Here is a 17,240-nt window from a genome sequence, read left to right on the forward strand (position 1 = left end):
CCAACTCAAGTTCCTATGAGTAAACGGTGAGGTAGTTGTACCAATCTAAATAACGATTTGATCATCTCGCTATTCGGATTAGTTTTGCATCTGAAATAGACTATTCTGTTCATCTCCAAGTAAAGGTAAGCCCTGAAGAACCACCGAAACCTGGACTTCATAAGAGAACAACACTCACAAAGGCTTGAGACCGTAATCCACGGCAAATTATCCTTTAAAAGCTCATAAAATTAACAAAATTTTAACTCACTTCGCAAGTTGTGTATCCCTACTCACACATCCCATACGCAAGCTGCATGCCAGATATATAACCATTAAAAATCAATCAGTTACTAATATTCGTGCAATAATCCTAGTCATGTATAGGTGAGAAATACCAGATATTAGTGAATCCAACCAATTAGAGTAAAAACATTAATTAAATAAATGATTTTGTGCGTCTAAAAAAGCGAGCCAACACAAACTTCTGAGAGAAAAAATCAACTCAAGTCACAACCTAAGCGAGACATTTAGCGCCAGCAGCTAAAATTCTCCTGTCTAATGTGCGTGATTGTGTATTCAGCCCTGCACGTTGAAACCATTTGCGTATATACTCAGCTTAAGTAACGTTTTGTATTACAAGGATATGTTCATTGTCTCATATGTTTACTAAGCTCATTTTCACCTGCATGTTTACTTTTCTGTCGGCCTGTTCTGCAATTGAGTACAGAGACCCTAGTGAAAAGTCCACTACGTTTCAGTACGGTTACCAATCGGATTCAGCATTGGCGCACTACTTTGAGGCTTACGAAAAGGATCCGAAAACGGAGACTGGTTTTTATCCTCTTAACCAAGGTCACGATGCGCTTCTTGCACGTATCTCGCTGATTGAATCGGCTCAGAAAAGCCTGGATCTTCAGTACTATATCTATCGAGGAGATGAGACCAGTAATTTCATTACATGGCGACTGTACGAAGCAGCAAAACGAGGGGTTCGAATTCGCTTGCTGCTTGATGACATGCAAAAGCGGAACGATAAAATGATGGCCGCTATGAACGCCCATCCAAACATCGAAATCCGATTGTTTAATCCTCACCAATATCGCTCGGCAAGGCTATTCGGGTTTGCGACAGACTTCGATCGCCTGAACCGCCGAATGCACAATAAATCGCTTGTCGCTGACAGTGTTGCGGCGGTAGTAGGTGGTCGAAATATCGGCAATGAATATTTCTCGTTCGAATCTGAAGTCTCATTCGGTGACTTCGACTTGCTGCTTTACGGAGAAGCAGTTCAACAAACGGCAGACCAATTTGATCTCTACTGGAACAGTGTTTATTCCATGCCGATGGAGTGGGTTTTCCCTGGGTCTGAACAAATCACCGAGGCTGCTATCCAAACACAAGTCGAAAAGCTGCAACTGACTGATAAATTTACAAAAGGTCGTTATAACTTCAATATGCTCGACATGTATCAAGAGCTGAAGAAAGGCCAACTAACACTTTATTGGGGTGAAGGAGACATCTGGTTTGACTTACCAGATAAAGTGGCGACGCATGAAAGCCAGCTGGTTGGAAACTTATCCGAGCTACTCAAAAGTGTGGACCACTCGTTCGTGCTTATCTCCCCATATTTTGTGCCAACCGAAGCAGGAACAAAAGCGCTGACCAACGCCGCGAAACGAGGGGTGGATATTACGATCGTCACCAACAGCCTAGCTTCTAACGATGTCTTTGCAGTGCATGGCTGGTATTCAAAGTACCGAGAAGATCTGCTCGCTTCAGGTATCAAACTCTGGGAAGTAAAATCCAGTGCCAAACTTAAGAGCAAATGGAGCTTAACGGGTAGTAGCCGCGCGAGTTTGCATGCCAAAGCGATGCTAATCGATAAAGAGACGCTTTTTGTCGGCTCTATGAACTGGGATCCACGCTCGGCAAAACTCAACACCGAGATGGCTGCTGTGATTAAGCAACCAGAATATGTTCAAGACTTTCTGGCAACCTTACCTGAAATACTCAATAACAACGCTTACCGAGTGACGCTCCGCGACGGTGATATTGTCTGGACTGATAATAAAACAGGGCAGGAATATAACTCAGAACCTGAAGCAAGTATGTGGCGAAGAATGGGCTCTTGGTTCTCCGGTATTTTACCTATCGAAGATCAACTTTAACCTGCTTCGATCTTAAAACAGCGCCCTTAGTCGGCGCTGTTTTATTATTTAATCCAAAGGATAGACGACTTTAAACCGCTCTAAAACCAACAGCCTTTGCTCATGCCATTCAATACCTAACTCATCGCATTCGGCTTGGAAGAAGCGGGCATGAGCCTCTCGCCACCATTGTAGTGTTCTATCCCCTTCACCTTCTGCTCTCGCAAAGTCATCTCCTACCTCGCTGTATGGGCTGGTAGAAACTTCGGTAATTTCAATCACACAAACGGGTTCACCATCCCAATTCGTCACAACCTGAAGGTGCCCAACTTGAGGCATGGCTTCTCCGTGTTCGCTATACCAAAGCTCCATGCTGCAAGACGCTGTTTTTTGCCCTGTTCGAACCAGCTCCGCGCATAGGTTCGCGTTGTATTCATCAGCACAGTAATAATCTGCACTCATTGACGGAATGGCTTCTCGTTGCCGAGAATTAAGTAATACTAAGTACTGATCGAGGTAACTTTTAGCTTTGACGTCCATAACAAATGCCCTAACAATCAATAAGGTGGAAGAAGCTTAATGGCTCATAGAGCAAAGAACAATATTCTAGAATCTAAAAGATGATCTGTGCTCTGCTGTCAAAGAGTACAGTTGAACTGCAAAGGCAACGGAAAGTAAGGTAAATATTTCTTTTGTGAGAATTTTGCTAAACGTTTGTGCTATTTGCTATTGTTGCATGGTCTATCTGTATCCCTAACGCAAAAGGACGTTTTATGCGCTTATTCATCGGTATTTTTTTCACACTGATTCTGTCACTGCCAACCATGGCATCTGAAGAAAAATATTCAGAATCTGACTTGTTAGATAGACCGCTTATGGAGCGCTATATTTTAGACGAGCTTAAATCGCTACGTCAGGACTTCCAAAACTTGGAAAAACGCACGATTACTGAAATCACCGACCGTGAACTTAGCGTCGCTGATAAATCGTTAAACTACGCCAATGTCACCGTGACGTACTTCTTTTACATCATCGCAGGTGTTGCATCGCTGATCGCTTTCGTCGGTTGGCAGTCGCTGCGTGAATTTAAACACAACACCAAAGAGATGGCCGATAAGCGATTGGATAAGATCGCAAGCGAATATGAGAAAAAGTTTGTCGCACTGGAAAGAGACTTAAAACGCAAGACTCGCATCATCAGTGAGAACAACAAAGAAATCGAGAAAATCAACGAAATCCATAACTTATGGCTGCGCGCACAAAGCTCTCAAACACCTGAGCAGCGAATTGAAATTTATGATGAAATTCTGGTTATTCGCCCTGGTGATTTGGAAGCACTCACTTACAAGGCAGACGCCGCAATGGAAATTAATGAATACCATTGGGCACTGAGCATTTGTAATCGCGTTTTAGAAGTGGACTACACGAATGGCCCAGCACTTTATCAACGCGCTTGTGCCTATTCTCGATTAGGTGTTGAAGAACAAGCGATTGAAGATTTAGAGCGTGCCATTGAGTACAGCCCTTCGATTCGTGACCTGTTAGCTGAAGAGCGCGATCTTGAATTGCTACACGGCAACGAACGATTTGAGAAGCTGTTGCAGCTCCATCACGAGTAACGGAATAAACGACATGAGCCGTCACTTTAACCTAGAAGATGCCAGCCAGGTATTGGTTGGCGCTTTTGCTCTTGCAGTACCGATTTCTTTTTCCGAAGAAGCATGGCGCTTGGGTGAAAGCTTGCCGATGGCAAACCTGCTCATGTTGTTAAGCCTCTCAGTTATTTTTCTGAGTTTTTTCGCGTATCAGAGTGTATTCCAAAGCCGAATTCGCCATCGCGTATCCATCTTTATTTTCCGCGTTATCATCGCTTACACCATTGCGGCAGTTGTGGTTGCACTGGTATTGCTTTGTCTCGATAAACTTCCGCTCCTGACAGAGCCTTTGGTGGCGATAAAACGTATTATCGTCATCACGATGCCAGCATCTATGGGCGCGATTGTCGTCGACAGCTTCGATAAAGAGTAAGCCTAACTTCATTCATCCAACGTAAGGTTAGAGCCTGAATGATCTTTTCCTAACACATCTTCTGGGTTACGTAAGGCGCACGTTTCAAGCGATAGACAACCACATCCAATACAACCACCCAAATCATTCTGTAGTGCTTTCAACTGCTGAATTTTTTGCTCTAACTGCTCATGCCATTGGCTCGCCATTCTCTCCCATTGCGCTTTGTTCGGCGCTTGATGTTTTGGCAGGTTATCCAGCGCTTGTTTGATTTCTTCTAAAGACAAGCCTACCTGCTGCGCAGCCTTAATCACGGCAACACGGCGTAACACACTTCGATGATAGCGGCGTTGATTTCCCTGATTTCGCCAGCTCGAAATTAATCCTTTTTGTTCATAATAATGCAGTGCCGACACTTTCACTCCAGAACGTTTCGCTACTTCACCTACGCTGATTTCCATCCCTGACTCCCATTCCAATGATTTTGCAAAAAACACTTTACCTCAAGTTTACTTGAGGTTTTAGAGTGAGACCAAATCAATTATCGAGGCACAAATATGAAAAACAAAACTCAGCCTTATTTAATCGGAAGGTTCTTCGACAGCATATCGTCAGGCTTATTTATGATGGCACTTCCCTGGGTCATGCTGGCTTCGCCAGGAATGGGAACATTTGTCGCGTTAGTATCGCTTACCTGTACCGCAGTCTCTTTCTTGGTCACACCGTTCTTTTCCACTTTGACTGACCGCCATTCACGTAAAACATTGCTGATTGTGAATCAATGGGTACAAGCGGGAATGGCTCTGGTGGTATTCGCCGCATACGGGCTTGAGCTAGAGTCCCACTGGCTATTGGCTTTTGCGCAGTTGGTGTACTGGGTTTCCAGTAATGTTGCCTGGGCAACCAACAACGCATTTACTCAAGAAAACTATCAGCAACATGAGTACGCCAAGATTTCTGGTCAGCAGGAAATCGTTATGCAGTCCACGACTCTCGGCGCAGGTGCACTTGGCGTGCTGTTACTAGAAAAGTGGGGAATGATGGAGTTCGCTCTATTTGCGGCAACGGCGTCATCGTTGGCTGCCATTTTCTATATACTAACGCCTTACACTCGCCGATTGCGTGAATCACACTCAGTTTCTTTCATGAACCAACTAAAAGAGAGTAAGCACATCTTTAGCCGTGAGCCTTACTTTTTCGGGTTCATTCTACTTTCTTGCCTCTCTTATCCGGTGTTGACGTACTTAAGCAAATTAGTCCCGATTTGGTTCTCAGAGCAGGACATTACTGGTGATTGGTTTGCAGGCTTTAACATCAGCTTTGGCTTGGGATCCCTATTTACCGGGTTGATTGTTACGAAGGTACTTAACCGCCTTCCACACGCCCATATTATCTTCGTATCAATGACGATTCTTTCTCTTACCCTGATTGGCATGAGTTTCTCATTACATCCAATGGGTATATTGATGCTGATAGCCCTATTTGGTGTATTTAACGCATTAAACCGAATTGCGAGAATTAACTGGATGCATCACACGGTATCCATTCATCAGCGTGGCCGAGTGGATGGAGGAATCAGCATGTTCAGTACTACGGTGCAATCACTCAGCTATGTCGTCATTGCCATGCTGAGTCACTATGACATGACACGCTACGGCTTTATCTTCGCTGCCGTTGTCATGATGGTGGCAGTGGGAGCGATGTGGGCACTGCAAAAGAATATTGATGACAACAACGATTTAGCCCTCCAAACGGTAATGAAATGATCCGCACTAAAATTGGAAAATAAAAAAGGATGGCAGCCAACACTGTCATCCTTTTTGCTGTTAACGCTTAAACTAGCAAAACCTTAGAACCAAGTTTCCATCTGCAAAGCAAATATGGTTTCACCGCCTCGTCCCATAGTGCTTGCACTGTCATCCACGCTCACAGAGTAATTATTAAGATCATCACTCCAGTCAACATAGCTCACCGCAAAACGTAATTCTGGACGGTCGAAGAAACCGGCTGCTGTTGCCAGCTTCAACGTTGGTGCTACTGTCGCTTTGTAGAATCCGCCACTCGCTTGTACAACACTGTTGTCTAGGTCCATGTACTGGTAGGTTCCCTCGTAAACCATTTCAAAGTTTTCTGTTAACTCTTGAGCCAAACGAACGTTCAACGAAGCCCACATAAACTCATCATTGGTTTTCACACGATCCTGGCTGTACTCCGCCATCAGCGCTGGCGCCATTCTCCAGTTATCAGCAAAGCGAGTCACGCCATATGAAAACGCTCGAACCGCTTGTGCATCGTCATTCAAGTCACCATTTGAACCAATACCTTTTAGCTCTGCACCTAACCCCTGACCAATCGAAAAGCCTGTTTTAGAAAAGCCATCATTCACACCGTAAAAACTGTCGGCATGGTAAGCAAACAGAGCATGAATACCACTTTCTGCACGCTTAGTTGGTGACGTGTTGCTAGATGTTCTATCTTCGTTGTCAGACGACACCATACCACTCAACATCACCTGGATATTGCCAATGCGGTTATTGGTAGTCGCAATGTAGTTCTCGATATCAGTACTTGAGCTGTCGATTTCACCGAAGTCACGACCATAAATAGAGAAGTTCGATTTCCACTCATCCGTGATCTGAACATCGTAAACACCTGCACCAGTACCGGCTAGAAATACGATATCTGAATCGAAAAAGTGAATATCAAAGTTATCACGGTCGAATCGCTTACCCGCCCAAACTGTTGCATTATCAAATGCGCCGCTGAAAGAAGGTAAGTTTTTCAGCTCTGCATACACCTGACGAACATTCAACTTACTGTCGTCAGCCGTCCAATCATTGCTGCTTTCAACACTGTCCGCCAACATGATATGGAATCGAGCACTCGAACCATCATCCATATAACGGTTGTGGATCAAGTTTGCTTCTAAGTAGTTATCATCCTCCAAGCCTAATCGACCAACCGGAGCACCTATCGCGCCAGCCGCAGTCATGTAAGGTCCTGTTCCCGTTGCACCGTTAAGATCATCATTGATCAAAATACCTGCACGCGCATACCCATGGAACTCGAATTGCGATGCTGTGTTGTCGGCTTTGTTCGCAACTTGCTCCGTTTGCTCTAATCTGGATTCCAACTCGCTAATTCGAGCTTCCAAGGCATCCATATCTTCATTTGCATAGGCAAATGTTGTAGGTAGCAGAGCGGTTGCGATACTTAGTGCCAATACATTCGCTTTCATTATTTATTTCTCCAACATTAAATTGATTATTTCGAGACTTGGCAAACGTTCCCGACAAAATCGATTAAATGTGGAATTAAACCCAATAATAAAGACTAATATCCTGTTATCCGTTAGCCTAATTATTAGTCAACGCCATAAATAACTCGTAAATCACTATATAAAACAAATCGGGAACGATCCCGATAATTGATAGAAAACATTAACGCCATCACGATTTATTGAGTAAGCACTTGGTACTGATCACAGATTTGGCCACTGCGAGGTTCTGTTTATCTATGTCTGTCCAGCTCTGTTCGAACCAGCATGTTTACAACAACTTTCAAGTTTATGATCTCGATTAAAAAGCAATCAGTCCCAGCATGAAATAAGTCACATAAAAATCAAGGCTTTTGAGTCATGCTATATAAAGCCAAGTGAATTGTTTTTGTATGAATGGGCTGACTTCTGCCAACAAGATACTTTAAAAATGGTCAGCAACTTCTAATATCGTAATAACCTCTTAATCTGCTTCCCTCAGTAAGGCGGTTGTATGCATAAAGTCATCCGGAAAATGACATGGAAGACGAATAGGCGGTAAACCCGCCCTACTCCAATGCAGTTCGTGACCTAATAACAGGTTTATCTGGAAACTGTGGTTTCCGCACGTCAGCAAGGAGGCTTTATGCCTATCAATTACATCCGCAACATCGCTTTTGTTGGTCAGACAGGAACCGGCAAAACGACCCTCGTCGAAAAGCTGCTCTTCACCTGTGACGCGACGCATCACTTAGGAAGCGTAGAAAAAGGCGATACCGTTACCGACTTCGACCCCCAATCTATTCAATATCAACATAGTATCGAAGCAACTCCTGTCGCGTTACGCTGGAATAATCATCGCCTGAATATTATCGACACTCCGGGACAGAGTGAATTACTCGGCAGAACGCTCAGTGTTTTTCCGGCCGTTGAAACCTCTGCACTTATTGTCGACCCACAAACACCACTCAACCAAACCTCTGATCGCTTATTTACCTTTGCTCAAGAGCAACAGAAGTGTCAGATGATCATCATTAACAAGCTCGATAACCAAGGTAACCAGCTACAAATATTGATGGATAATATCGTTGAGCATTTTGGCGATAAATGTTTACCGATAAACCTGCCTTCTGCCGATGGCCAGTCCGTTATCGATTGTTACTTTGAGCCTGAACTGGAGCGAGAAACCCAGTTGGCTAAAGTGACAGAAGCGCATGAAACCTTAATTGACCAGGTTATCGAAGTTGATGAAGAGTTAATGGAACTCTATTTGGAACAAGGCTCAGAACTCACTGCAGAACAACTGCATGACCCATTTGAAGAGGCACTGAGAACTGGTCACGTGATCCCTATCTGCTTTGTTTCTGCACAGACGGGAGCGGGTGTCGAGCTACTACTTCGCACCCTGGCTGAAATTATGCCGATGCCAAACGAAGGTAATCCGCCACTGCTTGAAAAAAACGGCAAGAAAATCAAAGTTAATTGTGAGTCTCTGGAACATACCGTGGCGCATGTTTATAAGGTGAGTGTCGACCCATATATGGGCAAACTGGCTTATCTTCGCGTTTACCAAGGTGAAATTAACGCTGGCAGTCAGCTTTACATCGGTGAGAGTAATAAAGCGTTCAAGGTTGGGCACTTGTACCAACTGCAAGGCAAAGAGCGGACAGAGATTCCACGTGCGATTGCGGGTGACTTCTGTGTATTAGCTAAAGTCGATGATCTTGAATTTGACTCTATCGTTCATGACTCCCATGACGAAGACGGCGTTGAGCTAAAAACACTCAATTTCCCAGACTCCATGTACTCTCTTTGCTTAAAACCACTAAAACGCGGAGACGAACAAAAACTGGGCGACGTACTTAACAAAATCGCCAGTGAAGATCCTTCATTACGCATCGAACATCGAGCAAGAACCAACGAGACTATCATCAGTGGACAGGGCGAATTCCATCTCAAAGTTGCGCTGGAGAAAATGGCTAACGTATACAAGCTAGATGTCGAAACATGCCAACCAAGTGTCGAGTACTTCGAGACCATTACCAAACCAGCTGAAGGCCACTATAGACATAAGAAACAAAGTGGAGGCGCAGGTCAGTTTGGTGAAGTGCAGTTAAGAGTTCGTCCTCTGGAGCGTGGAGCTGGGTTCAAGTTCATCAATAAAGTGGTTGGTGGCGCGATTCCTACTGCCCTTATTCCTGCCGTAGAAAAAGGAATACTGCAAGCGCTCGAGGAAGGTGCTATCTCCGGTAACCCGATCAAAGATCTTGAAGTGACCGTCTATGATGGCAAATACCATTCTGTTGATTCTAAAGAGATAGCCTTTGTCATTGCGGGTAAAAAGGCGTTTTTGGATGCAGTTAATAATGCCGACCCGATTGTTCTTGAGCCAATCATTCAGATGGAATTACACATTCCTACCATTAACGTTGGGGATGTATCAGGTGATTTGTCTGGTAACCGAGGATTAATTGAAGGCACTGAGCCTGTGGATAATAACTTCACTCTGATCAGAGCGAAATCTCCAGTGAATGAGCTGCAAGACTACGCCCGAAGATTACGTGCGATTACCGGAGGTGAAGGCAGTTTCAGCATGACGTTGAGTCACTACGAACCCGCGCCACCAGCGGTGCAGAAACAAGTCTGTCAAAGCAGTACCCAGCAGAACTAATTGCTCAGTAAAAAGCCGTAAATAAAAGCGCCCTCATGTCGAGGGCGCATTTTTTATTTGTATTCGGAGCTATTTATCGAGCGACAATCCAATTTGACTGATTTTACTTTCGAACTCTTCGACACTTTCCGCTTTGTAAGTCGGTGAACCGTTAAAGTAACGTGGTTTCTCTGGCAGCATCGCATTTTTCAGCTCTATTTCTTGATTAAGATTGTCATGATAAACCGTCACGCGATGTGGAATATCCTGCTTCATTACAGCCATATTGGTTCTCCTTTATTAACACGAATTTTAAGCGTAGACCGAAATCCACAGACCAACAAAACCCTAGAGCAAAATTTAGACAACCACGACAACTTTTATGCAATTAAATGCATTAATATAACTCAGCATTAGAAGAGGAACAGACAAGTTTAAACTCGCTTTACCCGATTGGATTTTTGTTTTAATGCTCCGATGACGAGTGCGGCTCTGAAATTTGATACAAGCGACGTTGAGATTCAGAACACGAGGTTTCACAGTTACACACTTTATCGACACCAACATTATTCAGGCCACCACAGCTGCCTTGAATGCGCTTGTTGTGGAAAATCACACCAAGAGACATCAATAAAATAATTAGGAGAAAACCAACAAAGGTAAATACCCAGACCATGCTAACCAACCTTGTTATCTGAAGCCTTTAAACTAAGTATAGCGGGGCTGGATTTCAGTGCTAACAACTCGCGAGTCGGTTTCGGGCGGCTCAAGATTGACGGTTTGGATTGTTTACCACCACAACCACATGATCCACAACCATCTTTTTTGTTGTGATTGGCCGAAGGTCGACCTTGAGACACGTCGGTCAGCGGTGTTCTGGCAACGCCCAAAACGTCTTCTATAGAGCTACGAGTAGACAACCGAAATACCTGCTTTCCATTACGCAGTAATTTTTCCAGTGCTCGTTCACCAATATTACGAACCAGCACTGCATCGACGTTGTACTGATCCAATGACTGGATCATCTGAGATTTTGCTTTACAGCCAGACTGTGGCATCGCAGCAATATTAGCTAAATTTTGCAGCATTCCGTCTTCATCGGAATAAATAGCGATATAGGGCGCTTTGACAAAGTGGTTGGCTACGCGCTCACCATCATTAGGAACAGCATAAATCATAAGTTCGACTCCTCATTGGGAAAAACCAGTGCATGACCTTCAACTAAACTTTTTGCGACTTTAAATCGTGCTCTTTTTACCGTGTTGCCAAAAGTTTGTCTCGAAATACCCATTTGATCGGCGGCTTGCTGTTGACTTAACCCTTCTAAATCAGCGAGACGCAGTGCTTCGAGTTCTTCGGGCAGTATGTTGACTTGTTCCAATTGCTGAAACGGCACACCATTTGGCTTGAAACAGTGATGGGCAGCTCGCCCGCATATTTTCCGTTCTATTTTTGGCCTAGCCATCGCCATTCCTCTTAATTATCAACAAACCCAATAACTCCAAGAAACAGGTTATTGGCATACACGTTACGCCCGTTTATGGCATACGCCAACAACATTATTGGCATATGCCATAAAGCTAAGTTTGCAAAAATCGTAGTTAGAGAGAAAACAGGAAGCGTCTTATAAGGATAAACAGTCTAAATTAGTGACACTTTTGATACTTGTGCAAAATAAATACGCAATAAACCCGTAAGGCACAATAGCTTTACACTGCTCTGATTGTTCTGACATTTTCATGCCAGTAACTGATTCTTATTGACACAACGATATCATTCCCTTGCTTTGTTATGACGTAAATTTCATAAGTGGGGCTAACATTAACGGCATACATAATCTTTATTGAAAGAGGGATAAAATGAAAAAGACAATGTTGGCAGTAACGAGTGCGGTTATTATTCTTGCGGGCTGTCAAGACGAAAAACCAGCAGAAATGACTGCGGTAGAAACGCCTCAAGTAGAAGAAGTGCAAGTCGCTGAAGCAACTGACGCAATGCCAGCGCCAGAAGAGCAAGCAGTGGAAGAACAAGGCATTTCAGCAGAAACATTTGTCGACACTCAACACAATGCAAGCAACGCTCTTGATTGGAATGGCACTTACCAAGGTACACTTCCATGTGCAGACTGCTCTGGTATTGATATCACTATCACTCTAAATCAAGACGGTACTTACCTGCTTGAGCAAAGCTACCAAGGCAAAGAAGATGGCCAATTCAAGTCAGAAGGTCAATTCAGCTGGGATGAAAGTGGCAGCACGGTAACGTTGACCAACGAAGACGCACCGAACCAGTACTTTGTCGGCGAGAACGTATTAATGAAGCTAGACATGAACGGTGAAAAAGTAACAGGCGAACTTGCTAATAATTACAACCTAATCAAACAGCAATAAGCGCTATTATGTTGTGAAAAAGTACTCAAACCGAGCAGACTGCTGCTCGGTTTTTTCATATCAGCTCAAGCAAAATGCCCCGCGATCCGCTTAAATTGTAGGTTGGAATAAAAAGTCTCTCTGTATCTACATGCACTGCTGCTTCAACCAGTTGGTTAACTTTATGATCTCGGCTTGCTTAGCGCGGCTTTTCTTATGAACAAAGTAAAAGCTATCACCAGTATCTAAACCGTGAGATGGGATATAAACCAAGTCATGTGCGATATCTCGTTCGTTAAGCATAAAGTCGTTTGCAAATGCGATACCTTGGTCATAACGCGCAGCCTCTATCGCTAATAGCATATGGCTAAAATGCTGCATATCGACATTACCTGGCAAAGTAAATCCGCCCGCCTTACACCACTCAGACCAATCCTTTCCACGCTCGCGATAGACAGAGTCGGTAGAGAGAAGTGGATACTGCCAAAACGCTTCCGGCATCGGCATTTCTTGCATCTCTTTCCATAATTTATGGCTACAAACCGGATATAAAATGTCCTTATATAAGTGAACAGAGACATAATTTCGCTTTGGTTTTTGCACCGTGATGAAACAATCTCCAACACTCTCGGTTTGCTCTGGGTCTCCCGCCATCATGTTAAGCGTAAGTTCAATCTCGGGATGCAAGCGTTTAAAATCAGACAAACGTGGAATCAGCCATTTTACCGCTAGCGAGCTATAAATCGCCAAACGAATGCTGCCCTTCTCACCTTCACGAACCTTCTGGCTCGCCATCGCGATGGCAGTAATTGCAGGGCTGATGTCTTCCAGATATTGCGTGCCAGTATCAGACAAAGAGAGCTTCCTGCCTTGGCGAATGAACAACGACTCCCCGAGATAATCCTCGAGTAAACGGATCTGGTGACTCACAGCACTTTGCGTCACATTGAGCTCTTCGGCGGCAAGCGAAAAGCTTAAATTTCGCGCCACAGATTCGAAGCAGTGAACCGCTCTAAGCGGGGGTAATTTCATTATCTAAAAATCTCATACTTAAACTAATAAATATCACTTCACTTCATCCTATGACATCACCTACTCTTGCGCAAAGAATGAGGAGATAAAAAAGTGAAAGTTACATCTGTCGGAGCAGCAATGCTGCTATTAATTGTTGGAAACCTTATTGCGGTAATTTCAGACGCTTTGATTAAAAGTGTCGGTAATGATGTGCCCGTTTTTCAGTTTGTGCTATTCCGACAAGTTTCCGCTGTACTGTTTCTGCTGCCTTTTTGTTTACTGAGTCGACCAACTCATTTTATGGAAGGGTTTAAATGGCATGCTATTCGTGCACATGTATGGTTACTGGGCGCGATATTCATGGTCTTTGCAATTTCATCTTTGCCGCTGGCGACCGCAAACGCGATTTTCTATGCCGCTCCATTAATGATGTTGCCTATTGCCGCACTGTTTTTCAAAGAGCAGCTTTCGAAACAATCTGTCGCTGCTGCCATCATGGGCTTTTTAGGCGTGTTAGTCATCATTCGCCCGGATCAAATCGATTGGGCGGCGATTTCAGCATTTGTTGTAGCGATGAGTATTGCGGTCAATAACTTATTGATTCGAAAAATACCTAGAGAACAGTCCGTGATGCACACTTTGCTTATGACGAATTTAGCGGGTATTCCTGTTGCACTGTTGCTTGTTTTTATTGAAGGGAAACCTTGGGATTGGAGTGCTTTCCCAGTCGCCGCAGGTTCCAGCTTATTTATCATGATATATGCAGCGACATGTGTACTCGCGTATCGTTCAATAGAAAGCAATAAGATTGCCAGTGCGGAATACAGTGGCTTGATTGGCGCAGCCGTTATTGGCTTTATTTGGTTTGATGAATTGCCGGACATATTCATGGCTATTGGCACGGTCATGATAATAGTACCGTTGATTTGGCTGTCGAAGCGCGAGCGTCGTATTCGAAAACAACAAGCTCAAATTCAAGTCAATCAGGAGCAACAGGCGCAGGTTACCTGATACCAGATAGACAAAAACCCCGTTGTCCGAAAGACAAAGGGGTTTTTATTTATGTGTTGCCTAATGCCCAATTACTGTGGCAGAACGACATTACCGTCTTGGATTGGGAAACTTTTCGTCGCTGGCTTACTTGCTAGACGAACCGTTGTTGGTGCACCTGCGACTTCATAGGTGACATCATAACCAACCACTTTTTCTGACGTGGTATATTCGGTGTGACATTGCTGCTTCGTCGTCGTTACCACATCGCCCTTTTGCACATTTTCTTGGATCTTACGACCTGTTAGTGCACCAGCAATTGTCCCTGCTGCCGTAGCAATGATCTTACCAGAACCACCACCAATCTGGTTGCCAAGAGCAGCACCAGCCGCAGCGCCACCAACAGTACCAAGAATTTTATTGTCATCTGTCGGTGCAACTTGCTGTGTTACCACCACATCTTTACACACTTGATGAGGGTTCTTGACTGTTTCTGTCACTGCTTCAATCAAAGTGATGTTAGCTTGAGTCGGAGCTGGCGGCGTTTTCTCCTTACAGCCTGCTAATACAGCAACAACCACGGCCGCAATTGCAATAGATTTAGTATTCATGGTTTACATCCCAGCATAGTTTATTCTATGTCCGGTATAGTAAGTCGGAAGCACAAATACACATCAAGCGAACATGAGCGCCCTGTCATTAGAACGTTAAAAAACAGCGTTTTTTAAAAATGGCGTTAAGAAATAACTAACGGCATGTCAATTGAGCCGACATTGCATCAACGACACCTATCACTGATGCAATCTCATTAAGCGAAACTGATTGATACTGAGGCTCAGGCTAAACTGAGGAACAGTTCATCGTCTGATAAGTATTTATGCCGGTGACTCATGCTACGCACGTGCATAAACATAAAATCGGGAAATCCCGGGGCAATAATGTTGTTTGGTTCCCAACACAAACCACCAACAAAAATGTAGCGGCCTTGTTTTTCATCATCATGGAGCGGGTTATTGATAGGCGAAGACAGCTCTGCACGGCAACCTTCAACTACGCACACGATTTGCCCTTTGAACAAGCCGATTACCCGTCTCACCAAGTTGGCTTTGATCCCACATTTCCAAGCCTGACGAGTTGCCATTTCATAGCCGTATTTTCTTATTGCTTTCTTCTGCAAATGTACAACTAAATTCATTTTTTACTCCTGATTCAAGCTATTACGTTGAAGCCCAAAGTCATCAAGAAGCAGTTAGACACACAGTTAAGCGAACTCGCTGTGGGTAACGTTGGGTAAAGATACTATAACGAAATCACCCTCCACGTTAGCCTAACTAATTTTTGTCGACACGATAGAGGGCAGTTATCAAGGGAGATATAGAATGGCGATCAGGCATCAATCAAATAGTTTTGCCCTTCATTCTCTAGGCGATCAATGAGATCACGGCACTCATCTAAATCTAAAGGCTGTTCAAAGCGGCGCTTTAGATTCATCAAAAAGAAAATGTCTTCACACATCGCTTTCTCTGGTTCATCACTAATTTTCGCGACAGGCGAATCGTTGCAGGAGACCATTTTAATTACCATGGATAAAGGCTTATAAGCCGTGCCTTTATCATTAATATATTCGCCCATGTCGTTTGCCAGGAAAGTACCAATACCGAAGCTAACCTGAACTCGACCCTGAAAGTGCTCACAAATGTCTAACGCTTGTTCAAAATTCAATCCATCGGTAAATACCAGAGTCTTGGTCATAGGGTCGATATTCAACGATTCATAATGCTGAATCATTTTTTCGCCCCAAGCGAATGGGCAACCACTGTCATGACGCACACCAAAGTAGGCATTACTGAGCTCTTCATCAAAGTCTTTAAGGAAAGCATCAATACCGATAGTATCCGTCAGTGCAATGCCTAACGCACCGTTAAACATCTCCTGCCAACGTTGCAACGCTATTTTCTGCGAGTCACGGACATTCACTAACGCCTGATGCCCCATGAACCACTCATGAGCCACAGTGCCAATCGGGGTGAGATCCATTTCACGCGCTAAATGGTAGTTGCTGGTCCCCGTGAGACAATCGGGTAACTCCTGGCACAAATACTCAAGCATGATTCGCTGTGCCTGGAAGGAGAAACGACGTCGAGTCGACATATCGGAAAATTTGAAACTCGAGATATTACGACGCTTCATCTCCGACTTAAGGTAACTAACTTTATCTTGCAATACAGTCTGGAACTGCTGTAACGGAATATCAGACCAACGCAGACGACTGCGAACTTCAGAAACGATACTCATGATGATGGTTTCGTACAAAATGGTCTCTTTCCACAACCCAGTGATCGTGATGCGTAATTGGTTGGAACCATCTGGCATCGTTTTATTGTGCAGCGACACATCATTTTGTGGATTAAAGCGGAAGTGGCGTAATGCATCGACAAACTCGGGCTTGAGATACGGAGCGACACTTTTCATGTAGTTGATTTCATCGTCTGTAAAACGAAGGTCTTGAAGCTTAAGGATTTCTGCTTCTACCTCAGGCAATAAATCCGACAGATCTTCTTCACTACGAACGATAAATTTGTATGACACCATCGCATCAGGGTACAGAGCGGCAACAGCGCTCATCATGTTCACTTTGTAGACATCAAAGTCCAAAGCACTTTGGATGATGCGAGAAGAAAATAGATTGGTTGTCATTCGGTGCCCTTCCACATACCCTTCCCTGAGTATATAACTTTTTGTTACTAACTAATTTGCGTAAACAATAAACACCCATCATTAGTTTGTCAACTTTTGTTACTAACCACTCTTTTTAATAAGGTTTT

18 protein-coding genes are annotated in these 17,240 nt (G+C 44.0%); 7 read left to right on the plus strand and 11 right to left on the minus strand.

All coding sequences use genetic code 11. From position 1 onward, the window contains the following. Nucleotides 1-641 precede the first annotated feature (641 nt). The gene (locus tag VER99_RS17485; protein ID WP_014233632.1) at nucleotides 642-2,150 is read left to right on the plus strand and encodes a phospholipase D family protein; all 1,509 of its coding nucleotides are present in this window, start codon (nucleotides 642-644) and stop codon (nucleotides 2,148-2,150) included. A gap of 48 nt (nucleotides 2,151-2,198) precedes the next feature. Here VER99_RS17485 and VER99_RS17490 read toward each other — a convergent pair whose 3' ends face one another. Further along, nucleotides 2,199-2,669, minus strand: a complete 471-nt coding sequence (locus VER99_RS17490) for an ASCH domain-containing protein (RefSeq protein ID WP_020334415.1) — start codon at nucleotides 2,667-2,669, stop codon at nucleotides 2,199-2,201. Nucleotides 2,670-2,902: 233 nt separating this feature from the next. On the opposite strand from VER99_RS17490, the gene VER99_RS17495 reads away from it, so the two are divergent. After that, nucleotides 2,903-3,748 (plus strand): tetratricopeptide repeat protein, encoded by an 846-nt coding sequence (locus tag VER99_RS17495; RefSeq protein ID WP_020334414.1) that lies wholly within the window; start codon nucleotides 2,903-2,905, stop codon nucleotides 3,746-3,748. Nucleotides 3,749-3,761: 13 nt separating this feature from the next. Continuing rightward, nucleotides 3,762-4,157, plus strand: coding sequence for a DUF2391 family protein (locus tag VER99_RS17500; protein WP_014233629.1), 396 nt, complete (start codon nucleotides 3,762-3,764; stop codon nucleotides 4,155-4,157). 8 nt (nucleotides 4,158-4,165) lie between these two features. On the opposite strand, the gene soxR is transcribed toward VER99_RS17500, so the two are convergent. After that, nucleotides 4,166-4,597: a redox-sensitive transcriptional activator SoxR gene (gene soxR, locus VER99_RS17505; RefSeq protein WP_020334413.1), complete on the minus strand. Its 432-nt coding sequence runs from the start codon at nucleotides 4,595-4,597 to the stop codon at nucleotides 4,166-4,168. A 96-nt stretch (nucleotides 4,598-4,693) separates the two neighbouring features. Between soxR and VER99_RS17510 the strand changes: the two genes are divergently transcribed. Then, complete coding sequence (locus VER99_RS17510; protein WP_020334412.1) at nucleotides 4,694-5,902, plus strand: MFS transporter; 1,209 nt, start codon at nucleotides 4,694-4,696, stop codon at nucleotides 5,900-5,902. Between the two features lie 83 nt (nucleotides 5,903-5,985). On the opposite strand, the gene VER99_RS17515 is transcribed toward VER99_RS17510, so the two are convergent. Continuing rightward, on the minus strand, nucleotides 5,986-7,374 hold the full coding sequence (locus tag VER99_RS17515) for a carbohydrate porin (RefSeq protein ID WP_020334411.1): 1,389 nt from the start codon (nucleotides 7,372-7,374) through the stop codon (nucleotides 5,986-5,988). A 664-nt stretch (nucleotides 7,375-8,038) separates the two neighbouring features. Here VER99_RS17515 and fusA point away from each other — a divergent pair. Further along, entirely contained in the window at nucleotides 8,039-10,063 is a 2,025-nt protein-coding gene (gene fusA / locus VER99_RS17520; protein ID WP_020334410.1) for an elongation factor G, read from the plus strand. A gap of 69 nt (nucleotides 10,064-10,132) precedes the next feature. Here the strand turns inward: fusA and VER99_RS17525 are convergent, their stop codons facing one another. From VER99_RS17525 to VER99_RS17540, 4 genes are all read right to left on the minus strand, one after another. Continuing rightward, nucleotides 10,133-10,327, minus strand: coding sequence for a hypothetical protein (locus VER99_RS17525; RefSeq protein ID WP_020334409.1), 195 nt, complete (start codon nucleotides 10,325-10,327; stop codon nucleotides 10,133-10,135). 181 nt (nucleotides 10,328-10,508) lie between these two features. Next, entirely contained in the window at nucleotides 10,509-10,718 is a 210-nt protein-coding gene (gene nqrM / locus VER99_RS17530) for a (Na+)-NQR maturation NqrM (RefSeq protein ID WP_020334408.1), read from the minus strand. A gap of 1 nt (nucleotide 10,719) precedes the next feature. Beyond that, nucleotides 10,720-11,220 carry a NifB/NifX family molybdenum-iron cluster-binding protein gene (locus VER99_RS17535; protein WP_020334407.1) on the minus strand — a complete coding sequence of 167 codons (501 nt, stop codon included), beginning with the start codon at nucleotides 11,218-11,220 and terminating at the stop codon, nucleotides 10,720-10,722. Beyond that, entirely contained in the window at nucleotides 11,217-11,507 is a 291-nt protein-coding gene (locus tag VER99_RS17540; RefSeq protein ID WP_014233621.1) for a DUF134 domain-containing protein, read from the minus strand. The genes VER99_RS17535 and VER99_RS17540 overlap by 4 nt, the downstream gene beginning before the upstream one ends. A gap of 394 nt (nucleotides 11,508-11,901) precedes the next feature. On the opposite strand from VER99_RS17540, the gene VER99_RS17545 reads away from it, so the two are divergent. Further along, on the plus strand, nucleotides 11,902-12,432 hold the full coding sequence (locus tag VER99_RS17545) for a copper resistance protein NlpE (RefSeq protein WP_014233620.1): 531 nt from the start codon (nucleotides 11,902-11,904) through the stop codon (nucleotides 12,430-12,432). A 126-nt stretch (nucleotides 12,433-12,558) separates the two neighbouring features. On the opposite strand, the gene VER99_RS17550 is transcribed toward VER99_RS17545, so the two are convergent. Then, the gene (locus tag VER99_RS17550) at nucleotides 12,559-13,443 is read right to left on the minus strand and encodes a LysR family transcriptional regulator (RefSeq protein WP_020334405.1); all 885 of its coding nucleotides are present in this window, start codon (nucleotides 13,441-13,443) and stop codon (nucleotides 12,559-12,561) included. Between the two features lie 93 nt (nucleotides 13,444-13,536). Between VER99_RS17550 and VER99_RS17555 the strand changes: the two genes are divergently transcribed. Further along, nucleotides 13,537-14,436 (plus strand): DMT family transporter, encoded by a 900-nt coding sequence (locus VER99_RS17555; RefSeq protein ID WP_024373013.1) that lies wholly within the window; start codon nucleotides 13,537-13,539, stop codon nucleotides 14,434-14,436. A gap of 71 nt (nucleotides 14,437-14,507) precedes the next feature. On the opposite strand, the gene VER99_RS17560 is transcribed toward VER99_RS17555, so the two are convergent. From VER99_RS17560 to pncB, 3 genes are all read right to left on the minus strand, one after another. Continuing rightward, on the minus strand, nucleotides 14,508-15,026 hold the full coding sequence (locus VER99_RS17560; protein WP_014233617.1) for a glycine zipper 2TM domain-containing protein: 519 nt from the start codon (nucleotides 15,024-15,026) through the stop codon (nucleotides 14,508-14,510). Between the two features lie 224 nt (nucleotides 15,027-15,250). Further along, entirely contained in the window at nucleotides 15,251-15,610 is a 360-nt protein-coding gene (locus VER99_RS17565; protein WP_014233616.1) for a hypothetical protein, read from the minus strand. A 191-nt stretch (nucleotides 15,611-15,801) separates the two neighbouring features. Then, nucleotides 15,802-17,112, minus strand: coding sequence for a nicotinate phosphoribosyltransferase (pncB, locus tag VER99_RS17570; protein WP_024373014.1), 1,311 nt, complete (start codon nucleotides 17,110-17,112; stop codon nucleotides 15,802-15,804). Nucleotides 17,113-17,240 lie beyond the last annotated feature (128 nt).

Source organism: Vibrio natriegens NBRC 15636 = ATCC 14048 = DSM 759 (assembly GCF_035621455.1).
GTDB lineage: Bacteria > Pseudomonadota > Gammaproteobacteria > Enterobacterales > Vibrionaceae > Vibrio > Vibrio natriegens.